This is a genomic window from Neisseria lisongii (assembly GCF_028463985.1).
In the GTDB taxonomy this organism is placed as follows: domain Bacteria; phylum Pseudomonadota; class Gammaproteobacteria; order Burkholderiales; family Neisseriaceae; genus Neisseria; species Neisseria lisongii.
Genome location: NZ_CP116766.1, coordinates 723,460 through 743,787, shown reverse-complemented (window position 1 = coordinate 743,787; position 20,328 = coordinate 723,460). Strand labels below are relative to the sequence as shown.

The window sequence follows — 20,328 nt, the reverse complement described above, 5'->3', positions numbered from 1 at the left end:
AGCGGCAAACAAAATAATCTTGGCCGCATTCGGGGCAGATTTTGCGTATTCGGCGTATAATAAGGCCGTCTGAAAACCGTATTTCTTGATAAACCGATGATTTTCCAAGCCGAATGGTTCAGCCATACAACGCTTGCCGCCGCATGGTGCTGCACCATTCTGCTGCTGGGCGTTTTTGCCCGCCGTGCCTTTGCCGCATTTTGCCGCTACCGTTCGGCAGGTCTGCTTGCCGCCCTGATTTTTGCTTCGGCATGGAGTTTGTCGGCCGCACCCGACCAAGGCCAGTTGGCGGGCATTAATTATCATCTGCTGGCGGTCAATCTGGTGGCATTGATGATCGGTATTCCCGCCGCTTTCTGGCTTGCCGCCTGTCTGCTGTTGCCTTATTTGTGGCTCAACGGCGACTGGCAGGCTTATCCCGTCAATGCCTTGGCGCTGCTGTTGCCGCCGCTTTTGGTGAATTTTTCCGCCCGCACGCTGGTTAAACGCTTGCCCGCCAATATCTTTATTTTTATTTTTGCCAACGGCTTTTTGGCTTCCGCCGCTTCCATGCTGCTGACCGGCGCAGTGTTGGTCTGCATTTGGCACGGGGTCGGCGCATTTTCAGACGGCCTATTGTGGAACACCGCTTTTCCCGTATTTTTCCTGATTGCTTGGGCGGAAGCCTTTTTAAGCGGCTTGAGTACCGCCGTATTCGTCGCCCTGCGCCCGCACTGGATCAATACATTTGAAGACAACCGCTATCTGCGCAGCAAACGCAGTATTTGGCAATAAATACTCAAGGCCGTCTGAAAACGGCTGTTTTTATAAATTTTCTATCATGTCGTCCGTATTCATTCTTTCCATCGGAGCCGCCGCCGGTGCAGTCAGCCGCTGGCTGCTCACCCTGCTTCCGTGGCACGCCTTCCCCTTTGTTCCCGCCACGCTGGCGGCAAACTGGATCGGCGCATTCTGTATCGGCATCGCTGCGCCCCTAATCAGCGACCCGCATTGGAAACTGCTGCTGATTACCGGTTTTCTCGGCAGCCTGACCACCCTCTCCGGCCTGTCGCTCGAAACCGTTTCCCTGCTTCAGCAACACCGTTTCGCCGCCGCCCTGCTGACCGTATGCCTGCACGTTTTCGGTTCATTCGCCCTGACGGCACTCGGCTTGTGGCTCGCCGGTTTGGGGAAATAACGGTTTCGGCTATAATGAAGGCCGTCTGAAAACCGAACATCGGATTTTCAGACGGCCTTCATCCACCACCAAAGCATAACATCATGGCAAAAGCATCTAAAACCGTTTATCAGTGCAGCGAATGCGGCGGCACATCGCCGAAATGGCAGGGAAAATGTCCGCATTGCGGCGAATGGAACACCCTGCAGGAAAGCCTTGCCGCCCCCGAACCGAAAAACGCCCGTTTCCAATCATGGGCGGCGGATACCTCCAGCGTGCAGTCGCTGTCGGAAGTAACCGCCACCGAAGTTCCCCGCAATCCGACCGGAATCGGCGAACTGGATCGGGTATTGGGCGGCGGCTTGGTGGACGGTGCCGTGATTCTGCTCGGCGGCGACCCCGGTATCGGCAAATCAACGCTGCTGCTGCAAACGATTGCCAAAATGGCGCAAAAACGCAAAGTGCTGTATGTTTCCGGCGAAGAATCGGCGCAACAGGTTGCCCTGCGGGCGCAACGTTTGGACTTGCCGACCGAAGGCGTAAACCTGCTGGCGGAAATCCGCATGGAAGCCATTCAGACGGCCTTAAAACAGCATTTGCCCGAAGTAGTGGTGATCGACTCGATTCAAACCATGTATTCCGACCAGATTACCTCCGCCCCCGGCTCGGTATCGCAGGTACGCGAATGTGCGGCGCAACTGACCCGCATTGCCAAACAAATGGGCATTGCCATGATTTTAGTCGGCCACGTTACCAAAGACGGTGCCATCGCCGGCCCGCGGGTATTGGAACACATGGTCGATACCGTCCTCTATTTCGAGGGCGACCAACATTCCAACTACCGCATGATACGGGCAATTAAAAACCGCTTCGGCGCCGCCAACGAATTGGGCGTTTTCGCCATGACCGAAACCGGCCTCAAAGGCGTGTCCAACCCCTCCGCCATCTTCCTTGCCAGCTATCGGGACGACGTTTCCGGATCGTGCGTCTTGGTTACGCAGGAAGGCAGCCGCCCGCTGCTGGTCGAAATCCAAGCCTTGGTGGACGATGCCCACGGCTTCACCCCCAAACGCCTCACCGTCGGTCTCGAACAAAACCGCCTCGCCATGCTCTTGGCCGTATTAAACCGCCACGGCGGCATTGCCTGTTTCGACCAAGATGTCTTTCTCAACGCCGTCGGCGGTGTCAAAATCGGCGAACCGGCCGCCGACTTGGCCGTGATTCTCGCCATGCTCTCCAGCTTCCGCAACCGCCCGCTGCCCGAAAAAATGGTCGCCTTCGGCGAAATCGGCCTCAGCGGCGAAGTCCGCCCCGTCGCCCGCGGCCAAGAACGCCTGAAAGAAGCAGAAAAACTCGGCTTCAAACAGGCCATCGTCCCCAAAGCCAACCTCCCCCGCCAACGCTCCGAATTTCCCAACCTGAAAATCTACGGCATCAGCAGTTTGCAGGAAGCAATTGACATTTGTCGGGAAAGTTAGGATGTACTAAAAATTCAGTAGATTTGCTATATAGTTAGAACACCGAATTTTCCATACAAAAGCAGGTGTAGATTGTGGTTAGCGAGGCACGAGCGTAACCCAACAAACCTTATGTTTCAAGGTATTTCAATCGTGTTGGGTCTCGACCCAACCTTGTATAAGAAACACCAACCACAAGATAAAATAAAAAGCCCCCGACAGAAGCAGCTATCAGGGGCGGGATTGAAAACAGAGTTGTACGCCAACCTTGGGCTTCAAAGCCCGCGACGTAGATAAAAGCCTGTTTTCAATGTCCAAACACCCCGAATAGTATCATAGACATGCTGTGCATAGTCTGCATTCACAAGGTTAGGAGCATGATGGACACCCCATTTTATTTTATCGGCATCGATATTGCCAAGTTAAAGTTCGATGTTGCGGTTAAAAAATCCGCAAAAGTGTATCAACACCACCAGTTTGAGAACCATCCGCAAGGTTTTGCTGCTTTGAGCGAATGGCTGAACAGCTTTTCGGATAAGCCGCTCTATATCGTGATGGAAGCGACAAACGTCTATCACGAAAGGTTGTGCGAATACTTATATGCGGCCGGACATTCGGTAGTCGTGATTAATCCCAAATGTGCCGCCAACTTTGCCAAAGGTTTGAACTTACGTTCCAAAACCGACAAAGCGGATGCCAAATTACTTGCCCGCTTAGCCGAAAGCTATGTTCATGAGTTTGACCTGTGGCAACCGAAGGGCAATAACGAAAAAGCCTTATTGCGCCAACTTCGTCATCTCGAACATTTAAAAGCAGCGCTGACCAAAGAAAAAGTCCGGCTGCAGATGCTGTTGGACGAGTATGCGATGGCTTCGTCCGAACGTCTGATTGCTTTTCTTGAGTGCGAAGTCAAAACCGTTGAAACGCATATTCATCAGTTGGTGAAACAGGATGATCAGTTGAAACACAACCATCATCTGCTGAGCAGTATTCCCGCCATCAGCAAAACCACAGCCTGTTGGCTGCTCGCCATACTGGGCGACGGCACTCGGTTTAAAAACGGACGTGCTGCTGCGACCTACGCCGGACTGACCCCGATGGTCAGACAATCGGGAACGAGTGTAGATAAGCGGGTCGGTATCTCCCGTATCGGACAGAGTGATTTGAGGAAGATACTCTATATGCCGGCCGTGTCGTTTTGCTTTGGCAAATATAAGGACAGTATTTACAGCTCGTTTGTCCAACGCTTGCTGGAGCGTAATAAACTGGCGAAAAAAGCCGTGATTGTGGCTCTGATGCGTAAACTCGTAACCATTGCCCAATCTGTATTGAAGTACCAACAACCCTTTAACGAAGAACGCTATGCGAAAATGTGTCTGGATAAGGCTTGATTTGTTGGGGGGCTTATAGTATCTACGCCTTGTTTAAAAACTGTATGGATTATTAGGTTAATTCACTATATACCCCCAATCCCGTCCTACCAATCAAAAGGCCGTCTGAAAATCGGATTTTCAGACGGCCTGAGTCAATCAGCTAAACAATCAGCTTATTTTTTCTTTTGGGCAGGCAGGTCGGTACATACGCCCAGTGCGACTTCGGCGGCCATGCCGATGGATTCGCCCAAGGTCGGGTGTGGGTGAATGGTTTTGCCGATGTCTTCTGCATCGCAGCCCATTTCGATGGCCAGACAGATTTCGCCGATCATGTCGCCGCCGTTCGGGCCGACGATACCGCCGCCGATGATTTTGCCGCTTTCGGCATCAAAAATCAGTTTGGTAAAGCCGTTGTCGCAACCGTTGGCAATGGCCCGGCCGGAAGCGGCCCACGGGAAGGTGGCTTTGGTGATTTTGATGCCGTCGGCTTTGGCTGACAGTTCGGTTACGCCCACCCAAGCCACTTCGGGAGCGGTGTAGGCAACGCCCGGAATCACTCGGGCATCGAAGTAGGCTTTGTGGCCGGCGCAGTTTTCGGCGGCAACATGGCCTTCGTGTACGGCTTTGTGCGCCAGCATCGGTTGGCCGACAATATCGCCGATGGCGTAAATGTGCGGCACGTTGGTGCGCATTTGTTTGTCCACTTCGATAAAGCCGCGGTCGGTTACGGCAACGCCGGCTTTTTCTGCGCCGATCAGTTTGCCGTTGGGCGCACGGCCTGCGGCCACCAAAACGGCATCGTAGCGTTGCGGCTCTTTCGGTGCGTTTGCGCCTTCAAAGGTAACGTACACGCCGTCTGCTTTCGGCTCTACGGCAACGGTTTTGGTGTTGAGCATGATGTTGTCGAAACGGTATTCGTTGGCTTTTTGCCATACTTTTACCAAATCCCGGTCAGCGCCCTGCATCAGGCCGTCCATCATTTCGACCACGTCCAAGCGGGTGCCGAGTGTGCTGTACACCGTACCCATTTCCAAACCGATAATGCCGCCGCCGATAATCAGCATTTTGCCCGGAACTTCTTTCAGTGCCAGCGCACCGGTCGAGTCGAAAATGCGCGGGTCTTCAGGGATAAACGGCAATTTGGTAACACGGCTGCCCGCTGCGATAATGCAGTTTTTGAAGGCAACGGTTTTTTTCTCACCGGTTGGGGTAGCGGTTTCGTATTCGTCGCTGGTGGTCAGCGCTACTTCCATGTGGTTCGGGCCGACAAATTGACCTTCGCCTTGGATGATGTCCACTTTACGGCCTTTGGCCATGCCTTTCAGGCCGGTGGTCAGGCGGTTTACCACGCCTTCTTTGTAGCCGCGCAGCATATCGATATCGACTTCAGGCTCAGGGTATTTGATGCCGTTGGCTGCCAAATGGCGCACTTCGTCAATCACTGCGGCATTGTGCAGCAGGGCTTTGGAAGGAATGCAGCCGACATTCAGGCACACGCCGCCCAAGGTGCTGTAACGCTCGATAATTGCGACTTTCAGACCTTCGTCTGCTGCGGCGAAAGCGGCCGAATAGCCACCCGGACCGCCGCCCAATACGACCACATCGTATTCGGCATCTGCCGTACCAGCAAACTGTGCGGCTTGCGGTGCAGCGGTTGGCGCTGCTTTAGGGGCTTCCGCTGCCGGAGCAGCTTCGGTTTTCGGTGTTTCGGCTGCGGCTGCCGCACCTTCGGCCTCAATCACCACAATCACGCCGCCTTCGGAGATTTTGTCGCCGACTTTGACTTTGACTTCTTTCACCACGCCCGCCGCTTCCGCAGGCACGTCCATGGTGGCTTTGTCGGTTTCCAGTGTAATCAGGGTGTCGTCAATAGCAATTGTGTCGCCCGCTTTGATTTCGACCGCAATAATATCTACATTTTCATGACCGCCGATGTCCGGCACTTTTAATTCGATCAAGCTCATTTCTAACCTTTCTTATGGTCGGTTTTCAGACGGCCTCATCATGCGAGGCCGTCTGAAAACGGCCGTTTACAGGGTAATACGGCGGAAGTCTTTCAACAGATTAGCCAAGAATACGGTGAAACGCATACCGGCCGCACCGTCAATCACACGGTGGTCGAACGACAGGCTCAACGGACACATCAGGCGTGGGGCAAATTCTTTGCCGTTCCAAACCGGTTTGATTTGCGATTTGCACACGCCCAAAATGGCCACTTCCGGAGCGTTTACAATCGGCGTAAAGCCGGTGCCGCCGATGCCGCCGAGGCTGGAAATGGTGAAGCATGCGCCCTGCATTTCCTGCGGTTTGAGCTTGCCTTCGCGGGCTTTTTTGCTCAATTCGGTCAATTCTTGGCTGATTTGTTTCAGGCCTTTTTGATCCACGTCTTTAATCACCGGAACCACCAAGCCGTTTGGCGTGTCGGCGGCAAAACCGATGTTGAAGTAGTTTTTCAGCACCAGATTATCGCCGTCCAAAGAGGCATTAAACTCTGGGAAGGCTTTCAGTGCGGCAACCGAGGCTTTGATGATGAACGCCAGCGGCGACAGTTTCACGCCTTCGCGTTCCCATTCTTTGTTCAACTGTTTGCGGAATTCTTCCAATTCGGTCATATCCGCTTCTTCGTGAACGGTAACGTGCGGAATCACCACCCAGTTGCGGGACAGGTTTTGACCGGAAATTTTCTTAATGCGGGACAATTCTTTCACTTCGACCGGACCGAATTTGCTGAAGTCCACTTTCGGCCATGGCAACAAGTCCAAACCGCCGCCCAAAGAAGCACCGACCGCAGCAGGAGCTGCTTTGCCTGCGCCGCCCTGCATAGCGGCTTTTACAAATGCTTTGATGTCGTCGCCGACGATACGGCCTTTCAAGCCGGTACCTTTGACCAAAGTCAGATCCACGCCCAGTTCACGTGCCAGTTTGCGGGCGGACGGGCCGGCGTGGGCTTTGGCAAAACCGGTTTCGTTAATCGGTGTATTGCCGAATGCGGCAACCGGAGCAGCAGGTGCTGGTGCAGTGGCCGGAACAGCCTGAACCGGTGCTGCAGCAGGTGCAGGTGTCGGAGCGGCTTCGGCTTTAGGTGCAGCAGGTGCGGCTGCAGCGGCGGCGCTTTCCACTTCGATAATGGCGCTGCCTTCGGATACTTTGTCGCCGACTTTCAGCAACACGGCTTTGACCACACCGGCTGCGGTGGACGGTACGTCCATGGTGGCTTTGTCGGTTTCCAAAGTAATCAGGGTGTCATCAACAGCGACGGTGTCGCCGACTTTGATTTCAACCGCAATTACGTCTACATTGCTGTGGCCGCCGATGTCCGGCACGACCACGGTTACGCTTGCGCTGCCTGAAGCCGGCGCAGCGGCCGCCGGTGCAGGTGCGGCTTCGGCTGCTTTCGGTGCTTCAGCCGGAGCGGCTGCCGGAGTTTCGGCTGCGCCTGCAGCGGTTTCTACCAGCAGAATCACGCCGCCTTCGGAAATTTTGTCGCCGACTTTGACTTTGACTTCTTTCACTACGCCCGCAGCGTCAGCAGGCACGTCCATGGTGGCTTTGTCGGTTTCCAGTGTAATCAGGGTGTCGTCAACGGCAATCGTGTCGCCTGCTTTGACTTCTACGGCGATGATGTCTACGTTTTCATGACCGCCGATATCGGGTACTTTGATTTCTACGATACTCATTTTGCTTCCTTATGAAACGAATTCGGGTGGGCAAAACGCTGTTTCCGATAAGAAAAAGCGTTTTGCCGTATTGCTTGCAAGCAAACGGTTAATGCGGTTTTCAGACGGCCTTACCATGATGGAGGCCGTCTGAAAATGCGGATTAACGTTTCCAGCTAGGTGCAGTATCCGTTGCAATGCCGTATTTCTCGATGGCTTGCTGTACGGTTTCTTTGCTCACTTTGCCTTGTTGTGCCAAAGCGTTCAATGCGGCTACGGCTACGTTGTAGCGGTCCACTTCAAAGAAGCGGCGCAGGTTGGCACGGCTGTCGGAGCGGCCGAAACCGTCTGTACCCAGAACGTGGTAATCGTTCGGGATATAGGCACGGATACGGTCGGCGAAGCTGCGAATGTAGTCGGTAGAAGCAATCACCGGGCCTTCGTGACCTTGCAGCTGACGGGTAACGAACGGCACTTTGGCTTCTTCCAACGGATGCAGACGGTTGTAGCGTTCTGCTTCGATGGCATCGCGGTGCAGTTGGTTGAACGACGGGCAAGACCATACATCGGCTTCAACACCGAAATCGGCTTTCAGCAAGTCGGCGGCGGCGATCACTTCCTGCAGAATCGTACCCGAACCCATCAGCTGTACTTTCTTGTCGGACTTGCCGCCTTCCTGCAGCAGGTACATACCGTTCAGAATTTCCTGCTCGATGCCTTTGCGCTGCGGCAATGCAGGATGGGTATAGTTTTCGTTCATCAGCGTCAGGTAGTAGAACACATCTTGGTTTTCTACATACATGCGGCGCAGACCGTCTTGGATAATCACCGCCAATTCGTATTGGAAAGTCGGATCGTAAGAAACGCAGTTCGGAATCAGATCGGCTTGGATTTGGCTGTGGCCGTCTTCGTGTTGCAGACCTTCGCCGTTCAGTGTGGTACGGCCTGCCGTACCGCCCAGCAGGAAGCCCCGTGCGTGCATATCGCCGGCCGCCCATGCCAAGTCGCCGATACGTTGGAAACCGAACATAGAGTAGTAAATGTAAAACGGAATCATGGCATAGCGGTTGTTGGCGTATGAAGTTGCCGCCGCAATCCAGTCTGCCATTGCACCCGGTTCGTTAATGCCTTCCTGCAGAATCTGGCCATCAACCGATTCTTTGTAGAACATCAACTGGTCTTTGTCCTGCGGGGTGTATTGCTGGCCTTTCGGATTCCAAATACCGTATTGGCGGAACATGCCTTCCATACCGAAAGTACGGCTTTCGTCCGGCACAATCGGTACGACACGTTTGCCGATTTGTTTGTCTTTCAGCAAGGTCGCCAAAATGCGTACGAATGCCATGGTGGTTGAAAACTCGCGGTCGCCGCTCGATTGCAGTTGCGCATCGAATACGGACAATTCAGGCACCGGCAAGGCTTCGTTGTTCGGATTGCGTTGCGGCAAATAACCGCCCAAGGCATTGCGGCGTTCGCGCAGATATTGCATTTCGGCGCTGTCTTCTGAAAAACGGAAGTAAGGCAAGTCGCCGCTTTCGATTTGCTCGTCGGTTACCGGAATATCAAAACGGTCGCGGAAGCCTTTCAATGATTTGGTGTCCATTTTTTTGGCTTGGTGGGCAATGTTTTGGCCTTCGCCTGATGCGCCCATGCCGTAGCCTTTAATGGTTTTGGCCAGAATCACGGTCGGACGGCCGCCGGCGTTGTTTACCGCTTCGTAGTATGCGGCATACACTTTGTGCGGGTCGTGGCCGCCGCGGTTCAATGCCCATACTTCTTCGTCGGACATATTGGCAACCATGGCTTTCAGTTCAGGCGTATTGAAGAAATGATCGCGGACATAAGCGCCGTCTTTGGATTTGTAGGTTTGGTAGTCGCCGTCATTGACTTCTTCCATACGCTGTTTCAGTGCATTGTTGGTGTCCCGTGCCAGCAATGCGTCCCATTTGCTGCCCCAGATCACTTTCAACACATTCCAACCGGCACCGCGGAAGTTGCCTTCCAGTTCTTGAATGATTTTGCCGTTGCCCCGTACCGGACCGTCCAAGCGTTGCAGGTTACAGTTGATGACGAAAATCAGGTTGTCCAAACCTTCGCGTGCCGCCAGCGCAATAGCACCTTGGGACTCAGGTTCGTCCATCTCGCCGTCGCCGCAGAAACACCAAACCTTACGGCCTTTGGTTTTGCTCAGACCGCGGGAATCCAAATATTTCAGGAAACGTGCCTGATAAATCGCCATCAGCGGGCCCAAACCCATAGATACGGTCGGGAATTGCCAGAAATCAGGCATCAGGTGCGGGTGCGGATAAGAAGACAGGCCTTTGCCGTCCACTTCTTGGCGGAAGTTGTCCAACTGCTCTTCAGTCAGACGGCCTTCGATAAAGGCACGGGAATAAATGCCGGGGGCGATGTGGCCTTGGGCGAAAATCAAATCGCCTTCTTCGCCTTCGCCTTTGGCTTTCCAGAAATGGTTGAAACCGACATCATACAACGTGGCGGAAGATTGGAAAGATGCGATATGGCCGCCCAATTCCAAATCTTTTTTGCCGGCACGCAATACCATCGCCGCAGCATTCCAGCGGATTGCCGAACGGATACGGTGTTCCAACTCATGGTTGCCCGGCGATTTTTTCTCCTGACCGACCGGAATGGTGTTCAAATAAGCCGTGGTGGCATCAAACGGCATATGAACGCCGCGGCGGCGGGTGTATTTCACTAAGTTTTCCAGCAGGAAGTGCGCACGCTCTGTGCCTTCACCTTCCAATACCGAGCTCAACGCATCCAACCATTCCTGTGTTTCAATCGGATCAATATCGTGCATTTGGGTGGACATATCAATTATCCTTCTATCGAGTTACAAATACCGGCCTGTTCAGGCCGATTCATATTCTTTCTTTTTCAAACATTGTATTTTCAAAAAAGAAAACAAATCATCACAAAATCTGAAATATTTCCGAATATCAGCAATTTATAAACATCCTTACCGGTATAGGAATACCGCAGATTTTGATGACACTTTTCGTCATGTGAAATCGTATCAGCAATTAAAACGTCTTGCAAACGGTCAAAGCGTATTTATCCGACAAACCGCCGCCGCCCGACCTGCACCCAATCTTAAAAATTTCATATTCAATCAAATAATATTTCATAATCGAACCAATAAATACAATTTTCAACAAAATAATGAACTTTTCAAATATAAAACGAATATTTTCAACTTTTTTGCTGAAACTCAGCTTCAGATAATTACTTCATTTGACACAATCAATGAAGAAAATTACTTTTCCCAATCGCCCTGTCAAACAGGCCGTCTGAAAATGCCTGTTTCCGCATTTTCAGACGGCCTTTTTAAGATTATTTCACCATACACCGCACACAGTTTTGCCTGCGGCATACCGGTCTATTCAAAATCTTCCGTACGGCGGCGTTTCAGCAGGAAACGGACGGCACCGTCATTGCCTGCTTTGGGTTCGACATACGCCAATACATCGGGATGCTGCATCAGCCAGCGGCGGGTCATGGTTTTCAAGACCGGTTTGTAGCCGGACGAACCCAAGCCGCTGCCGTGGACGATTTCGCCGCACACGCCCCGTTTTTTGGTAAATTCGATAAATTCGTTCAGCACCTGCTGCGCTTCTTCCTGCGTGTAGCCGTGCAAATCGACATCGGCCACCACTGGATAATGTCCGTTGCGCAGCCGCTGAATATCGTTTTTACCCTGTCCGTTTTTGCTGAACGTGGCCGGCGGTTCGTCCCAGCCGCCGCTGCCGACATAGAAATAGTCTTCTTCCGCCAGCGTTTCCGGCTGCTGCGGGCGGGGTTTGAGCGGCGTTTTATCCTGCGGAGCGTGGTAGCGCTGACTGTTTTTTAAAGGTTGTACGCCACCGACGGCTTGGGCGAAACTGATGCTTTCTTCGGCTTTTTTACGTGCTTCGGCTTCGGCGGCGGCCTGCTGCTGCGCCGCCTGTTTGGCCTGTTTGCCCAAATCTTTTAAAAGGGATTGGAAATCCTGCTTCATTTCTTGTTCCTGTTTTCTTGATTAATGATTTTCAGACGGCCTCTGACGATATTCTGATTGCGTCTGCACAGTGTAAACTGTCTTGCAGTGCCTGCCATGTGCGGACATCTTGAATCGGTTCCAAGCCGAAATCGTCGTCGGCAATCATGTGTGCGATGGTTTCAGCCGCTGTTTGCGGCGAAGTGAGGCCGCCGTCGGCTTGAAGCTGTTGGAAACGGTTCAGCAGCGGAAAATCCTGTTCGTTCTGACTGCGGATTTGCGCCTGCATTTCGGTATCGACCACGCCGGGAGCGATGCTGGCAATGTTCAGCCGCTCATGCTGCTCGGCGGCAAGACAGCGGGCATGATGATCCAAGGCGGCTTTGGTTGCGCCGTACACGCTCCAACCGGCATAGGCTTTTCGGCCTGCACCGCTGCCGATATGGATGATTTTAACGGTTTGCCCCGCCTGCCGGATGTGCAGCAATGTGTTGCTCAACATCAGCGGTGCTGCAATGTTGAGCTGCACTGCAGCGGTAATTTCAGACGGCCTCTGCCGTCCCGCCACGGCACACGGTTCGACCGTTGCCGCATTGTTAATCAGCACCACTTCCGAAGCCTCGGCGATAAAGTGCTGCAAACCGCCTTGTGCCAGCCAAGCCGATAAAGTATCCGTCTGCTGCAAATCAAGCGCAATTTGCGTCAGCCCTACCTGTTCGGGCAACAGGGTTCTCGATAAGCCCAATACTTGCACGCCCTGCGCCAAATAATGTTCCGCCAAGGCTTTTCCCAAGCCCCGGCTGTGGCCGCTGATGATGATTTTCTGCATAAACGCTGTCCTTTCTGCCGCAAACGGTTTATTGTGCCACAAGCCATGCCGTCTGAAAATGAATGCAGCGGGCGAAACTGTTGGTTAAAGATACCGAAACCATAATTTCAGGTATAATGCCCAACTCACGCCCGCCCAAAAATTTTGGAGAACCGGAATGTTTAAACGCCCCGAAGAACTGATTGTTTTGATTTTAGCGCTGGCTTGGACGGCGTTAAGCTATTTTGCCGCTGCCGCATTCAGCGGTGATGCTTACACTGTGTTGCTGATTACCATCTCAACCGCCGTTTGGGCGGCCGTCTGCTTTTTGATTTGGCAACGCAACCTCAGCCGCCACGTCTGGCCGCTGTTTCTCGGCACATTAACCGCCTGCTGGTGGCCGCTTTTAAACCGGCTTGACGGCGGCAACACTTCAGGAGAAGCCGCATGGTATGCCGGTTGGACATTCAAACTGATACTCGCCCTGATTCCGGCTGCTGCAGGCTATGCCTATAAATGGAAAAAGGCACGCCGTCTGAAAATCGAAAACGCCCGCAACTTCAAATAATCCCAATGCCGCACCCTACTTTTTGCAGGGTGCGTTTTTTTCACGCCAATCCATTGCCAAGCCGTTTTCAGACGGCATCACAGGCTGGATTTTCCCCCCATAAACTGTTATATTCTTCACTCTTCTTAACCCAATCCCAAGCAGGCGGGAGCAAACCATGATCAGCAGACAAGAATATCAGGCACAGGCGCAACAAGGCTACAACCGCATCCCGCTGGTTCAAGAACTCTTGGCCGACTTGGATACCCCGCTCTCCCTTTATCTCAAACTCGCCAACAAGCCCTACAGCTATCTGCTCGAATCCGTAGTCGGCGGCGAACGCTTCGGCCGCTATTCCTTTATCGGCCTGCCCTGCAGTACATTTTTAAAAGCCGACGGCAAACACGTCGATGTGTATGAAAACGGCAAAATCACCGAACAATACGACGGCAACCCGCTGCCCTTTATCGAAGCCTTCCACAATCGCTTCCGTTCTCCCGAAATCCCCAGTCTGCCCCGTTTTACCGGCGGCTTGGTCGGCTATTTCGGTTACGAAACCATTTACAATTTCGAACATTTCGCCCACCGCCTGAAAAACACCGCCAAACCCGACCCTATCGGCACCCCCGATATTTTCCTGATGCTCTCGCAGGAATTGGCGGTCATCGACAATCTTTCCGGCAAAATCTACCTGATTGTCTATGCCGACCCCAACCAAACCAACGGCTACGAAACCGCCCGCGAACGCTTGGAAGACCTGCGCACCCAACTGCGCCAAAGCTGCGCCATTCCCCTGTCGCTGGGCAACAGCCGCACCGAAGCCGTCAGCGAATTCGGCGAAGAACCGTTTAAAGCCTGCGTGGACAAAGTCAAAGACTATATTTTTGCCGGCGACTGTATGCAGGTCGTCCCCAGCCAGCGCATGAGCATGCCTTACCACGACAGCCCGCTCTCGCTCTATCGGGCATTGCGCACGCTTAACCCCTCGCCGTATATGTTTTACTACGATTTCGACGACTTCCACATCGTCGGCTCGTCGCCCGAAATCCTCGTCCGCAGAGAACAGGACAACGTTATCGTGCGCCCGATTGCCGGCACCCGCTTGCGCGGCAAAACCCCCGCTGAAGATCTTGCCAACGAACAGGATTTATTAAACGATGCCAAAGAAATCGCCGAACACGTCATGCTCATCGACTTGGGGCGAAACGACGTAGGCCGTATCAGCCAAACCGGCGAAGTCAAAGTAACCGACAAAATGGTGATTGAAAAATATTCCCATGTAATGCACATCGTTTCCAACGTTGAAGGCCGTCTGAAAAACGGCGTTTCCAATATGGACATCCTCGCCGCCACCTTCCCCGCCGGCACCCTTTCCGGCGCACCCAAAGTACGCGCCATGGAAATCATCGAAGAAGTCGAACCGAGCAAACGGGGCATTTACGGCGGCGCAGTCGGCGTATGGAGCTTCAACAACGATATGGACTTAGCCATCGCCATCCGTACCGCCGTGATTAAAAACAATACCTTATACGTCCAAAGCGGCGCAGGCATCGTCGCCGATTCCGACCCGCAATCCGAATGGAACGAAACCCAAAACAAAGCCCGAGCCGTCATCCGGGCGGCGCAGATGGTGCAGGAAGGGTTGGATAATTGAACCGCAGTTTTCAGACGGCATGAACCATAGGCCGTCTGAAATATTTACCAACACTATAAGAAAATATGCAATTTAATTCATTAGAAATTTGTGCCGGTGCTGGCGGGCAGGCTTTAGGTTTGGAACGGGCAGGATTTGTGCATACGGCCTTAGTGGAAATCGAGCCGCCCGCTTGTCAAACATTACGCCTTAACCGCCCGCATTGGAATGTTATCGAAACCGATGTCCGCCAATTTGACGGCTCTGCTTATCAGAATATCGATTTATTGGCCGGTGGTGTACCTTGCCCTCCGTTTTCTAAAGCCGGCAAACAATTAGGCGCAGAAGACGAACGTGATTTATTCCCCGAAGCCATCCGTTTAGCGAAAGAAACCGCCCCAAAAGCAATTATGCTGGAAAATGTTCGTGGTTTGCTGGACCCAAAATTTAAAGAATACCGAGAACACATCACACAACAGTTTGCCGATTTAGGGTATTTAGGCGATTGGAAATTACTGTATGCCGCTGATTTTGGTGTGTCCCAATTACGCCCTCGGGTGATTTTTGTTGCTTTACAGCAAGAATACGCTCCATTTTTCAAATGGCCTGAAAGTATCGGCATTGCTCCGCCGACTGTAGGCGAGTTACTGCTGGATTTAATGGAGCAAGATGGTTGGTCTCAAGCATATAAATGGCATTTAGGAGCAAACCAAATTGCACCTACATTGGTAGGCGGCTCTAAAAAACACGGCGGTGCAGACTTAGGACCGACACGCTCGAAACGGGCATGGGCAGAATTAGGCATAGACGGTTCAGGATTATGGGACAGTCCGCCTCCTAAAGACTTTACCGGTATGCCCCGTCTGACAGCACGTATGGCAGCTCGGATACAGGGCTTTCCCGACACTTGGCAGTTTTTTGGGAAAAAAACGCCAGCCTACCGACAAATTGGCAATGCTTTCCCACCTCCTGTGGCAGAAGCCGTCGGTAAGCAAATTATCAAAGCTTTAAAGAAAGAAAGCTGATATGAGTCCGATTTTTGAGCTTGAACGTAAAATATTCCATCAAAAATTATTAGGCAGCATTCTGACCACTAATAGCAAAGGCGTAGTCAGTAATGCAGACGGGAGCAACGGTAGAAGCTGCGCCATCGCTAAAGGTATTGCGGAATTACTGGAAGCTGAAACAGTTACTGAACGTGCGGCAGGACAAACTTCAGGAAATAAATTTGAAGCACTTTGCAGCCAGTTTGTCGAATCAGCATTCAGAAAATTAAACCATTTACGCCCCGGAAATTGGAATGTGCATCAAGTCGGTTCGCGAAACCGCTTGGAAATTGCCCATTACCAACAATATGAACATTTAGTCGCACTTGCCCAAGCGGCAGAAAACAATCCTGAATTAGCCGCAGCATTAGGCAGTGATTACACCATTACGCCCGATATTATTGTTACCCGTGATTTAGTTGGTGATGAAGAAATCAATCGCTATGAATTTTTGGTAAATGACAATATCGCTACACTTGCCAGTCTTCGAAAAAGCAATACTCTGCCCCTACTTCATGCCAGCATTTCATGCAAATGGACAATACGCAGCGACCGTGCTCAAAATGCCCGTTCTGAAGGCTTAAATCTGGTTCGAAATCGTAAAGACCGCTTACCTCATGTTGTCGTTGTTACTGCTGAACCAACACCAAGTCGGATTTCATCTATTGCTTTGGGTACGGGCGAAATCGACTGCGTTTACCATTTTGCGTTATACGAACTGGAAAAAACTTTACAAGCCTCCGGTTATGAAGATGCTTTAGATTTATTTAACATTATGGTAAATGGAAAACGATTAAAAGATATTTCCGACTTACCTCTTGATTTGGCTATCTGATTTTATATTATTAAGAATAACACCATGCAAAACACCCCCATCCTCCCTCCCGCCAACCTCGGTATCCTTGGCGGCGGTCAGCTCGGACGCATGTTTGCCGTTGCCGCCAAAACCATGGGCTATAAAGTAACCGTACTTGATCCCGATCCGAATGCGCCGGCAGCCGAGTTTGCCGACCGCCATTTATGTGCGCCGTTTGACGATGAAGCCGCTTTAAACGAACTGGCACAATGTGCCGCCGTAACCACCGAATTTGAAAACGTCAATGCTGATGCCATGCGTTTTTTGGCACAGCATACCCGTGTTTCCCCAAGCGGTGATTGTGTGGCAATCGCACAAAACCGCATTCAGGAAAAAGCGTGGATACGCAAGGCCGGATTGCAGACTGCGCCGTATCAGGCAGTCTGCGGGGCTGACGATATTACCGAAGCGAGTGCGGCATTTTTGCCGGGCATTTTGAAAACCGCCACCTTGGGCTACGACGGCAAAGGGCAGATTCGGGTCAAAACTTTAGACGAACTCAAAGCTGCTTTTGCCGAACACGGCGGCGTGGATTGCGTGCTGGAAAAAATGGTTGATTTGCGCGGTGAAATTTCCGTGATTGTCTGTCGTCTGGACAATCAGCATATTCAAACCTTTGATCCGGCTGAAAATATCCACGAAAACGGTATCTTAGCCTACTCCATCGTTCCCGCCCGCCTGAGTGCCGACGTGCAGCAGCAGGCGCGCCAGATGGCGCAACGCTTGGCGGACGAACTGGATTATGTCGGTGTGTTGGCGGTGGAAATGTTCGTAGTCGGCGATACGCATGAATTGGTGGTCAACGAAATCGCCCCCCGTCCGCACAATTCCGGCCACCACACCATCGATGCCTGCGCCGCCGACCAATTTCAACAGCAGGTGCGGATTATGTGCGGCCTTGCCCCCGCTGATACCCGCCTGCTTTCCGCCTGCTGTATGGCAAATATTCTCGGCGACGTATGGGGCGGCGACGGCAGCGAACCCGATTGGCAGCCGCTACAAAACCACAGCCGCAGCCATCTGCACCTTTACGGCAAAAAAAGCGCCCGCAAAGGCAGAAAAATGGGCCATTTTGTAACGCTTGCCGCCGACAGCAACACAGCCTTAACCGAAGCACAACAGTTGCACCAAAGCCTGAGCGTGCAGCCGTAATTCAAAAAAACTGTATTTTCAGACGGCCTTAGGCCGTCTGAAAATTGCGGTTGCCGCCCGTCCGCCGCTATTTTTCAAGACCGTTTCAGAAAACCGAACCATGCCCCTGCTGACCCTGCTCCGCCCCGCAACCGAACAAGACTGCGCCGCCATCCACAACGTCCACTTGCACGCCGTACAATATACCTGTATCCACAGCTACAACGAACAGGCGCTGCAGGCATGGGAAGCCCTGCTCGACAACCAAAGCTACCTCGAAGCCATGTCCGACAGCAACAAAGCCTTATGGGTTTTGGAATACCGCAACATTATTCAGGGTTTTTTCCAAATCGACTTTAAAGAAGCCCAACTCGATGCCCTCTACGTCCACCCGCTGCTGCACAATCGGGGACTCGGCACAGCGCTGCTGCAAAAAGCCGAAGACTTGGCACGCCATGCGGGGCTGTATTTCTTAAAACTCTACGCCTCGCTCAATTCCCTTCCCTTTTATCACATCAACCGTTACGAATCATTAGGCGAAGCCGTTTTACCGCTCAACAAAACTATAAAAATCAAATGCGAGCTACTGCGTAAATATCTGTAAACAAAGGCCGTCTGAAAATCTGATTTTCAGACGGTTTTCTTTTAAAATTTCACCCCGCTTGTCTTATTTAAAACTCACCACTTGCCCTTCTTTTGGCACGGCGACTTGTTTTTCAAGCTGTTGTTGTTTGACAAATTGACGCATTTCATCGCTAGTTACTGCACCGTGGTTCACTGCATCCATATGCACGGTAACGATCTCAGCCTGCGGGCGGAATTTTGCCATTTTTGCCACGTCATCTTTGCCCATAATAATGCCGTCGGTTGAGCCGTTAATTTGGGCGTAGCCCGTGTTCATCACAATCACATCGGGTTTGAACTGATTAACCGCCTGTTCTACCGCCTCATTCCACACGGTATCGCCGACAATATACAGGCTCTTTTCATCTTTGCCTTGCATCACAAAGCCCATCGCATCGCCCAGCAATTCGGCAAGTTGCGGGTTGGCGTACATTTCGTCCGAACCGTGCTGACCGCCTTTAATGCGGGTCAATTTTACGCCATTGAAATCGGTATTTGCCCCCATCACCCGCACATCTTTAAAACCTTGCGAGCGGATTAACTGAGCGTCGCCTGCATTTTGTACAAAAATCGGGATATTTTTCGGCAAGACTTCCTGAGCTTTTTTGTCCCAGTGATCGTCGTGGGTATGGGTAACGATCACGGCGTCAATGCCTTTAATCACCTCTTCGGCAGGCTGTTTCATCTCAATCAACGGATTACGCAGTTGGCTGTTCGGCGTGCCTGCAAAACCTTCATAACTGCCTTTCGGGGCTAAATAGGGATCAACCAAAAACGTGTTGTTGCCGTAGTGAATTTTCGCCGTTGCGTTGCGGATGTGTTGATAGTCAAATGCCATCGCCGATGTCGCCATAGATGTTAATGCCATACCAAATAAGAGTTTGTTTAATTTCATTGTTTCCTCGTTTAAATCAATTACAAAGCCATCACAGTGATGACCACGGCGTTATTATGCGAAAAAATTTGCCCACCAAAAATTGACTTTTTTACCATTAAACGAAAGAATTAGGACAATTTTAAGGAGAAAACGATGCCGATAAAAATTGCACTGGTGCTACAACCGACACTGAATTTCTTTCAATTTTCCGTACCTTACACCATTTTTAGCGAAGTGCTGGCGGGGCAAGGTTTGTTTGAATTTACCCTTGTCGCCGAACAGTCGTGCGTGCAAAGCGGGCGGTTGCAGGTGCAGGCGGAACAGGATTTAAGCTACCTTACGCAAGCCGATATTGTGATGATTGCAGGTTGGACGGATTTAACCCAACCGCCCAGCCCCGCCCTTGCCGAAGCCTTGCACCACGCCTATCAGCGGGGGGCTTATCTGGTCAGCCTGTGCTACGGCACTTACGCTTTTGCCTACGCTGGCTTACTGGACGGCAAACAAGCCACAACCCACTGGCTGGCTGAAACCGATTTCCGCCAGCGTTTCCCGCAGGTTCGGCTTAACGCCAACGCCCTGTATATTGAAGACGAGCGGATCATCACATCCGCAGGCACCAGCGCCAGTTTGGATTGTTGCCTATATCTCATCCGCAAATTCTACGGGGTCAAAACCGCCAACAACGTGGCTCGCATAATGGTTACCGCCCCGCACCGAGAAGGCGATCAGGCACAATTTATCCAACAGCCGATCATTCCCACAACCCGCCAACAAAAATGGCAGGACCTGTTGCAATGGCTACAACAACACCTTGCCGAACCGCACCACATTGACGATCTCGCCGATCAACTACACCTTAGCCGACGCACCTTCACTCGCCATTTTCACAAGCTCACAGGCACGAGTTTCACCCAGTGGCTGATCCAACAACGCCTACAAAAAAGCCTTGAACTGCTGGAAAGTGGCACGCTGTCTATTGAACAAATCAGCGAACAAATCGGCTTTAACAACGCCGTTAGCTTCCGCCAACATTTCAAAAAACAGTATCACTTAAGCCCGAATGAATGGCGCAAGGCATTTAGGGGGAATGAATAATGCCGCCTGAAAATGCGGTTTTCAGACGGCCTACCGTTTCAACCTCCCGCATTTCTTATAACCAAAACT

17 protein-coding genes are annotated in these 20,328 nt (G+C 51.9%); 11 read left to right on the top strand and 6 right to left on the bottom strand.

The window, feature by feature from the left end; genetic code table 11:
* The first annotated feature begins 96 nt into the window (after positions 1-96).
* The 4 genes from PJU73_RS03320 (at position 97) to PJU73_RS03305 (ending at position 4,004) form a co-directional block, all read left to right on the top strand.
* Positions 97-774, top strand: coding sequence for an energy-coupling factor ABC transporter permease (locus PJU73_RS03320; protein ID WP_237091854.1), 678 nt, complete (start codon positions 97-99; stop codon positions 772-774).
* Positions 775-817: 43 nt separating this feature from the next.
* Positions 818-1,177, top strand: coding sequence for a fluoride efflux transporter CrcB (gene crcB, locus PJU73_RS03315; RefSeq protein ID WP_237091857.1), 360 nt, complete (start codon positions 818-820; stop codon positions 1,175-1,177).
* An 83-nt stretch (positions 1,178-1,260) separates the two neighbouring features.
* The gene (radA, locus tag PJU73_RS03310) at positions 1,261-2,634 is read left to right on the top strand and encodes a DNA repair protein RadA (RefSeq protein WP_237091855.1); all 1,374 of its coding nucleotides are present in this window, start codon (positions 1,261-1,263) and stop codon (positions 2,632-2,634) included.
* Positions 2,635-2,990: 356 nt separating this feature from the next.
* Complete coding sequence (locus tag PJU73_RS03305; protein ID WP_272607582.1) at positions 2,991-4,004, top strand: IS110 family RNA-guided transposase; 1,014 nt, start codon at positions 2,991-2,993, stop codon at positions 4,002-4,004.
* Positions 4,005-4,159: 155 nt separating this feature from the next.
* Here the strand turns inward: PJU73_RS03305 and lpdA are convergent, their stop codons facing one another.
* The 5 genes from lpdA to PJU73_RS03280 form a co-directional block, all read right to left on the bottom strand.
* Entirely contained in the window at positions 4,160-5,950 is a 1,791-nt protein-coding gene (gene lpdA / locus PJU73_RS03300; protein WP_237091130.1) for a dihydrolipoyl dehydrogenase, read from the bottom strand.
* 66 nt (positions 5,951-6,016) lie between these two features.
* Positions 6,017-7,663 carry a dihydrolipoyllysine-residue acetyltransferase gene (gene aceF, locus PJU73_RS03295; RefSeq protein WP_237091129.1) on the bottom strand — a complete coding sequence of 549 codons (1,647 nt, stop codon included), beginning with the start codon at positions 7,661-7,663 and terminating at the stop codon, positions 6,017-6,019.
* Positions 7,664-7,805: 142 nt separating this feature from the next.
* On the bottom strand, positions 7,806-10,475 hold the full coding sequence (aceE, locus tag PJU73_RS03290; RefSeq protein ID WP_237091128.1) for a pyruvate dehydrogenase (acetyl-transferring), homodimeric type: 2,670 nt from the start codon (positions 10,473-10,475) through the stop codon (positions 7,806-7,808).
* 567 nt (positions 10,476-11,042) lie between these two features.
* Positions 11,043-11,660, bottom strand: a complete 618-nt coding sequence (locus tag PJU73_RS03285; RefSeq protein ID WP_237091127.1) for a Smr/MutS family protein — start codon at positions 11,658-11,660, stop codon at positions 11,043-11,045.
* A gap of 31 nt (positions 11,661-11,691) precedes the next feature.
* Positions 11,692-12,468, bottom strand: a complete 777-nt coding sequence (locus tag PJU73_RS03280; protein ID WP_237091126.1) for an SDR family NAD(P)-dependent oxidoreductase — start codon at positions 12,466-12,468, stop codon at positions 11,692-11,694.
* A gap of 157 nt (positions 12,469-12,625) precedes the next feature.
* On the opposite strand from PJU73_RS03280, the gene PJU73_RS03275 reads away from it, so the two are divergent.
* The 6 genes from PJU73_RS03275 (at position 12,626) to PJU73_RS03250 (ending at position 18,264) form a co-directional block, all read left to right on the top strand.
* On the top strand, positions 12,626-13,015 hold the full coding sequence (locus tag PJU73_RS03275; RefSeq protein ID WP_237091125.1) for a hypothetical protein: 390 nt from the start codon (positions 12,626-12,628) through the stop codon (positions 13,013-13,015).
* A 157-nt stretch (positions 13,016-13,172) separates the two neighbouring features.
* Positions 13,173-14,648 carry an anthranilate synthase component I gene (trpE, locus tag PJU73_RS03270; RefSeq protein WP_237091124.1) on the top strand — a complete coding sequence of 492 codons (1,476 nt, stop codon included), beginning with the start codon at positions 13,173-13,175 and terminating at the stop codon, positions 14,646-14,648.
* 65 nt (positions 14,649-14,713) lie between these two features.
* Complete coding sequence (locus PJU73_RS03265) at positions 14,714-15,652, top strand: DNA cytosine methyltransferase (RefSeq protein WP_237091123.1); 939 nt, start codon at positions 14,714-14,716, stop codon at positions 15,650-15,652.
* Between the two features lies 1 nt (position 15,653).
* Positions 15,654-16,508 (top strand): NgoMIV family type II restriction endonuclease, encoded by an 855-nt coding sequence (locus tag PJU73_RS03260; RefSeq protein WP_237091122.1) that lies wholly within the window; start codon positions 15,654-15,656, stop codon positions 16,506-16,508.
* A 24-nt stretch (positions 16,509-16,532) separates the two neighbouring features.
* The gene (locus tag PJU73_RS03255) at positions 16,533-17,681 is read left to right on the top strand and encodes a 5-(carboxyamino)imidazole ribonucleotide synthase (protein WP_237091121.1); all 1,149 of its coding nucleotides are present in this window, start codon (positions 16,533-16,535) and stop codon (positions 17,679-17,681) included.
* Between the two features lie 100 nt (positions 17,682-17,781).
* Positions 17,782-18,264, top strand: a complete 483-nt coding sequence (locus PJU73_RS03250) for a GNAT family N-acetyltransferase (protein ID WP_237091120.1) — start codon at positions 17,782-17,784, stop codon at positions 18,262-18,264.
* Positions 18,265-18,327: 63 nt separating this feature from the next.
* Here PJU73_RS03250 and PJU73_RS03245 read toward each other — a convergent pair whose 3' ends face one another.
* Positions 18,328-19,179 carry an MBL fold metallo-hydrolase gene (locus tag PJU73_RS03245; RefSeq protein WP_237091119.1) on the bottom strand — a complete coding sequence of 284 codons (852 nt, stop codon included), beginning with the start codon at positions 19,177-19,179 and terminating at the stop codon, positions 18,328-18,330.
* A gap of 135 nt (positions 19,180-19,314) precedes the next feature.
* Here PJU73_RS03245 and PJU73_RS03240 point away from each other — a divergent pair, with 135 nt between their 5' ends.
* The gene (locus PJU73_RS03240; RefSeq protein WP_237091118.1) at positions 19,315-20,259 is read left to right on the top strand and encodes a GlxA family transcriptional regulator; all 945 of its coding nucleotides are present in this window, start codon (positions 19,315-19,317) and stop codon (positions 20,257-20,259) included.
* The last annotated feature ends 69 nt before the right edge of the window (positions 20,260-20,328 follow it).

Excerpts from the sequence above, each read along its gene's own strand:
- PJU73_RS03275 (WP_237091125.1), top strand. The coding sequence starts at position 12,626 with ATGTTTAAACGCCCCGAAGAACTGATTGTTTTGATTTTAGCGCTGGCT.
- radA (WP_237091855.1), top strand. The coding sequence starts at position 1,261 with ATGGCAAAAGCATCTAAAACCGTTTATCAGTGCAGCGAATGCGGCGGC.
- PJU73_RS03305 (WP_272607582.1), top strand. The coding sequence starts at position 2,991 with ATGATGGACACCCCATTTTATTTTATCGGCATCGATATTGCCAAGTTA.
- aceE (WP_237091128.1), bottom strand. The coding sequence starts at position 10,475 with ATGTCCACCCAAATGCACGATATTGATCCGATTGAAACACAGGAATGG.
- PJU73_RS03280 (WP_237091126.1), bottom strand. The coding sequence starts at position 12,468 with ATGCAGAAAATCATCATCAGCGGCCACAGCCGGGGCTTGGGAAAAGCC.
- PJU73_RS03260 (WP_237091122.1), top strand. The coding sequence starts at position 15,654 with ATGAGTCCGATTTTTGAGCTTGAACGTAAAATATTCCATCAAAAATTA.
- trpE (WP_237091124.1), top strand. The coding sequence starts at position 13,173 with ATGATCAGCAGACAAGAATATCAGGCACAGGCGCAACAAGGCTACAAC.
- PJU73_RS03265 (WP_237091123.1), top strand. The coding sequence starts at position 14,714 with ATGCAATTTAATTCATTAGAAATTTGTGCCGGTGCTGGCGGGCAGGCT.
- lpdA (WP_237091130.1), bottom strand. The coding sequence starts at position 5,950 with ATGAGCTTGATCGAATTAAAAGTGCCGGACATCGGCGGTCATGAAAAT.
- PJU73_RS03285 (WP_237091127.1), bottom strand. The coding sequence starts at position 11,660 with ATGAAGCAGGATTTCCAATCCCTTTTAAAAGATTTGGGCAAACAGGCC.
- PJU73_RS03255 (WP_237091121.1), top strand. The coding sequence starts at position 16,533 with ATGCAAAACACCCCCATCCTCCCTCCCGCCAACCTCGGTATCCTTGGC.
- aceF (WP_237091129.1), bottom strand. The coding sequence starts at position 7,663 with ATGAGTATCGTAGAAATCAAAGTACCCGATATCGGCGGTCATGAAAAC.
- PJU73_RS03245 (WP_237091119.1), bottom strand. The coding sequence starts at position 19,179 with ATGAAATTAAACAAACTCTTATTTGGTATGGCATTAACATCTATGGCG.
- PJU73_RS03240 (WP_237091118.1), top strand. The coding sequence starts at position 19,315 with ATGCCGATAAAAATTGCACTGGTGCTACAACCGACACTGAATTTCTTT.
- PJU73_RS03320 (WP_237091854.1), top strand. The coding sequence starts at position 97 with ATGATTTTCCAAGCCGAATGGTTCAGCCATACAACGCTTGCCGCCGCA.
- PJU73_RS03250 (WP_237091120.1), top strand. The coding sequence starts at position 17,782 with ATGCCCCTGCTGACCCTGCTCCGCCCCGCAACCGAACAAGACTGCGCC.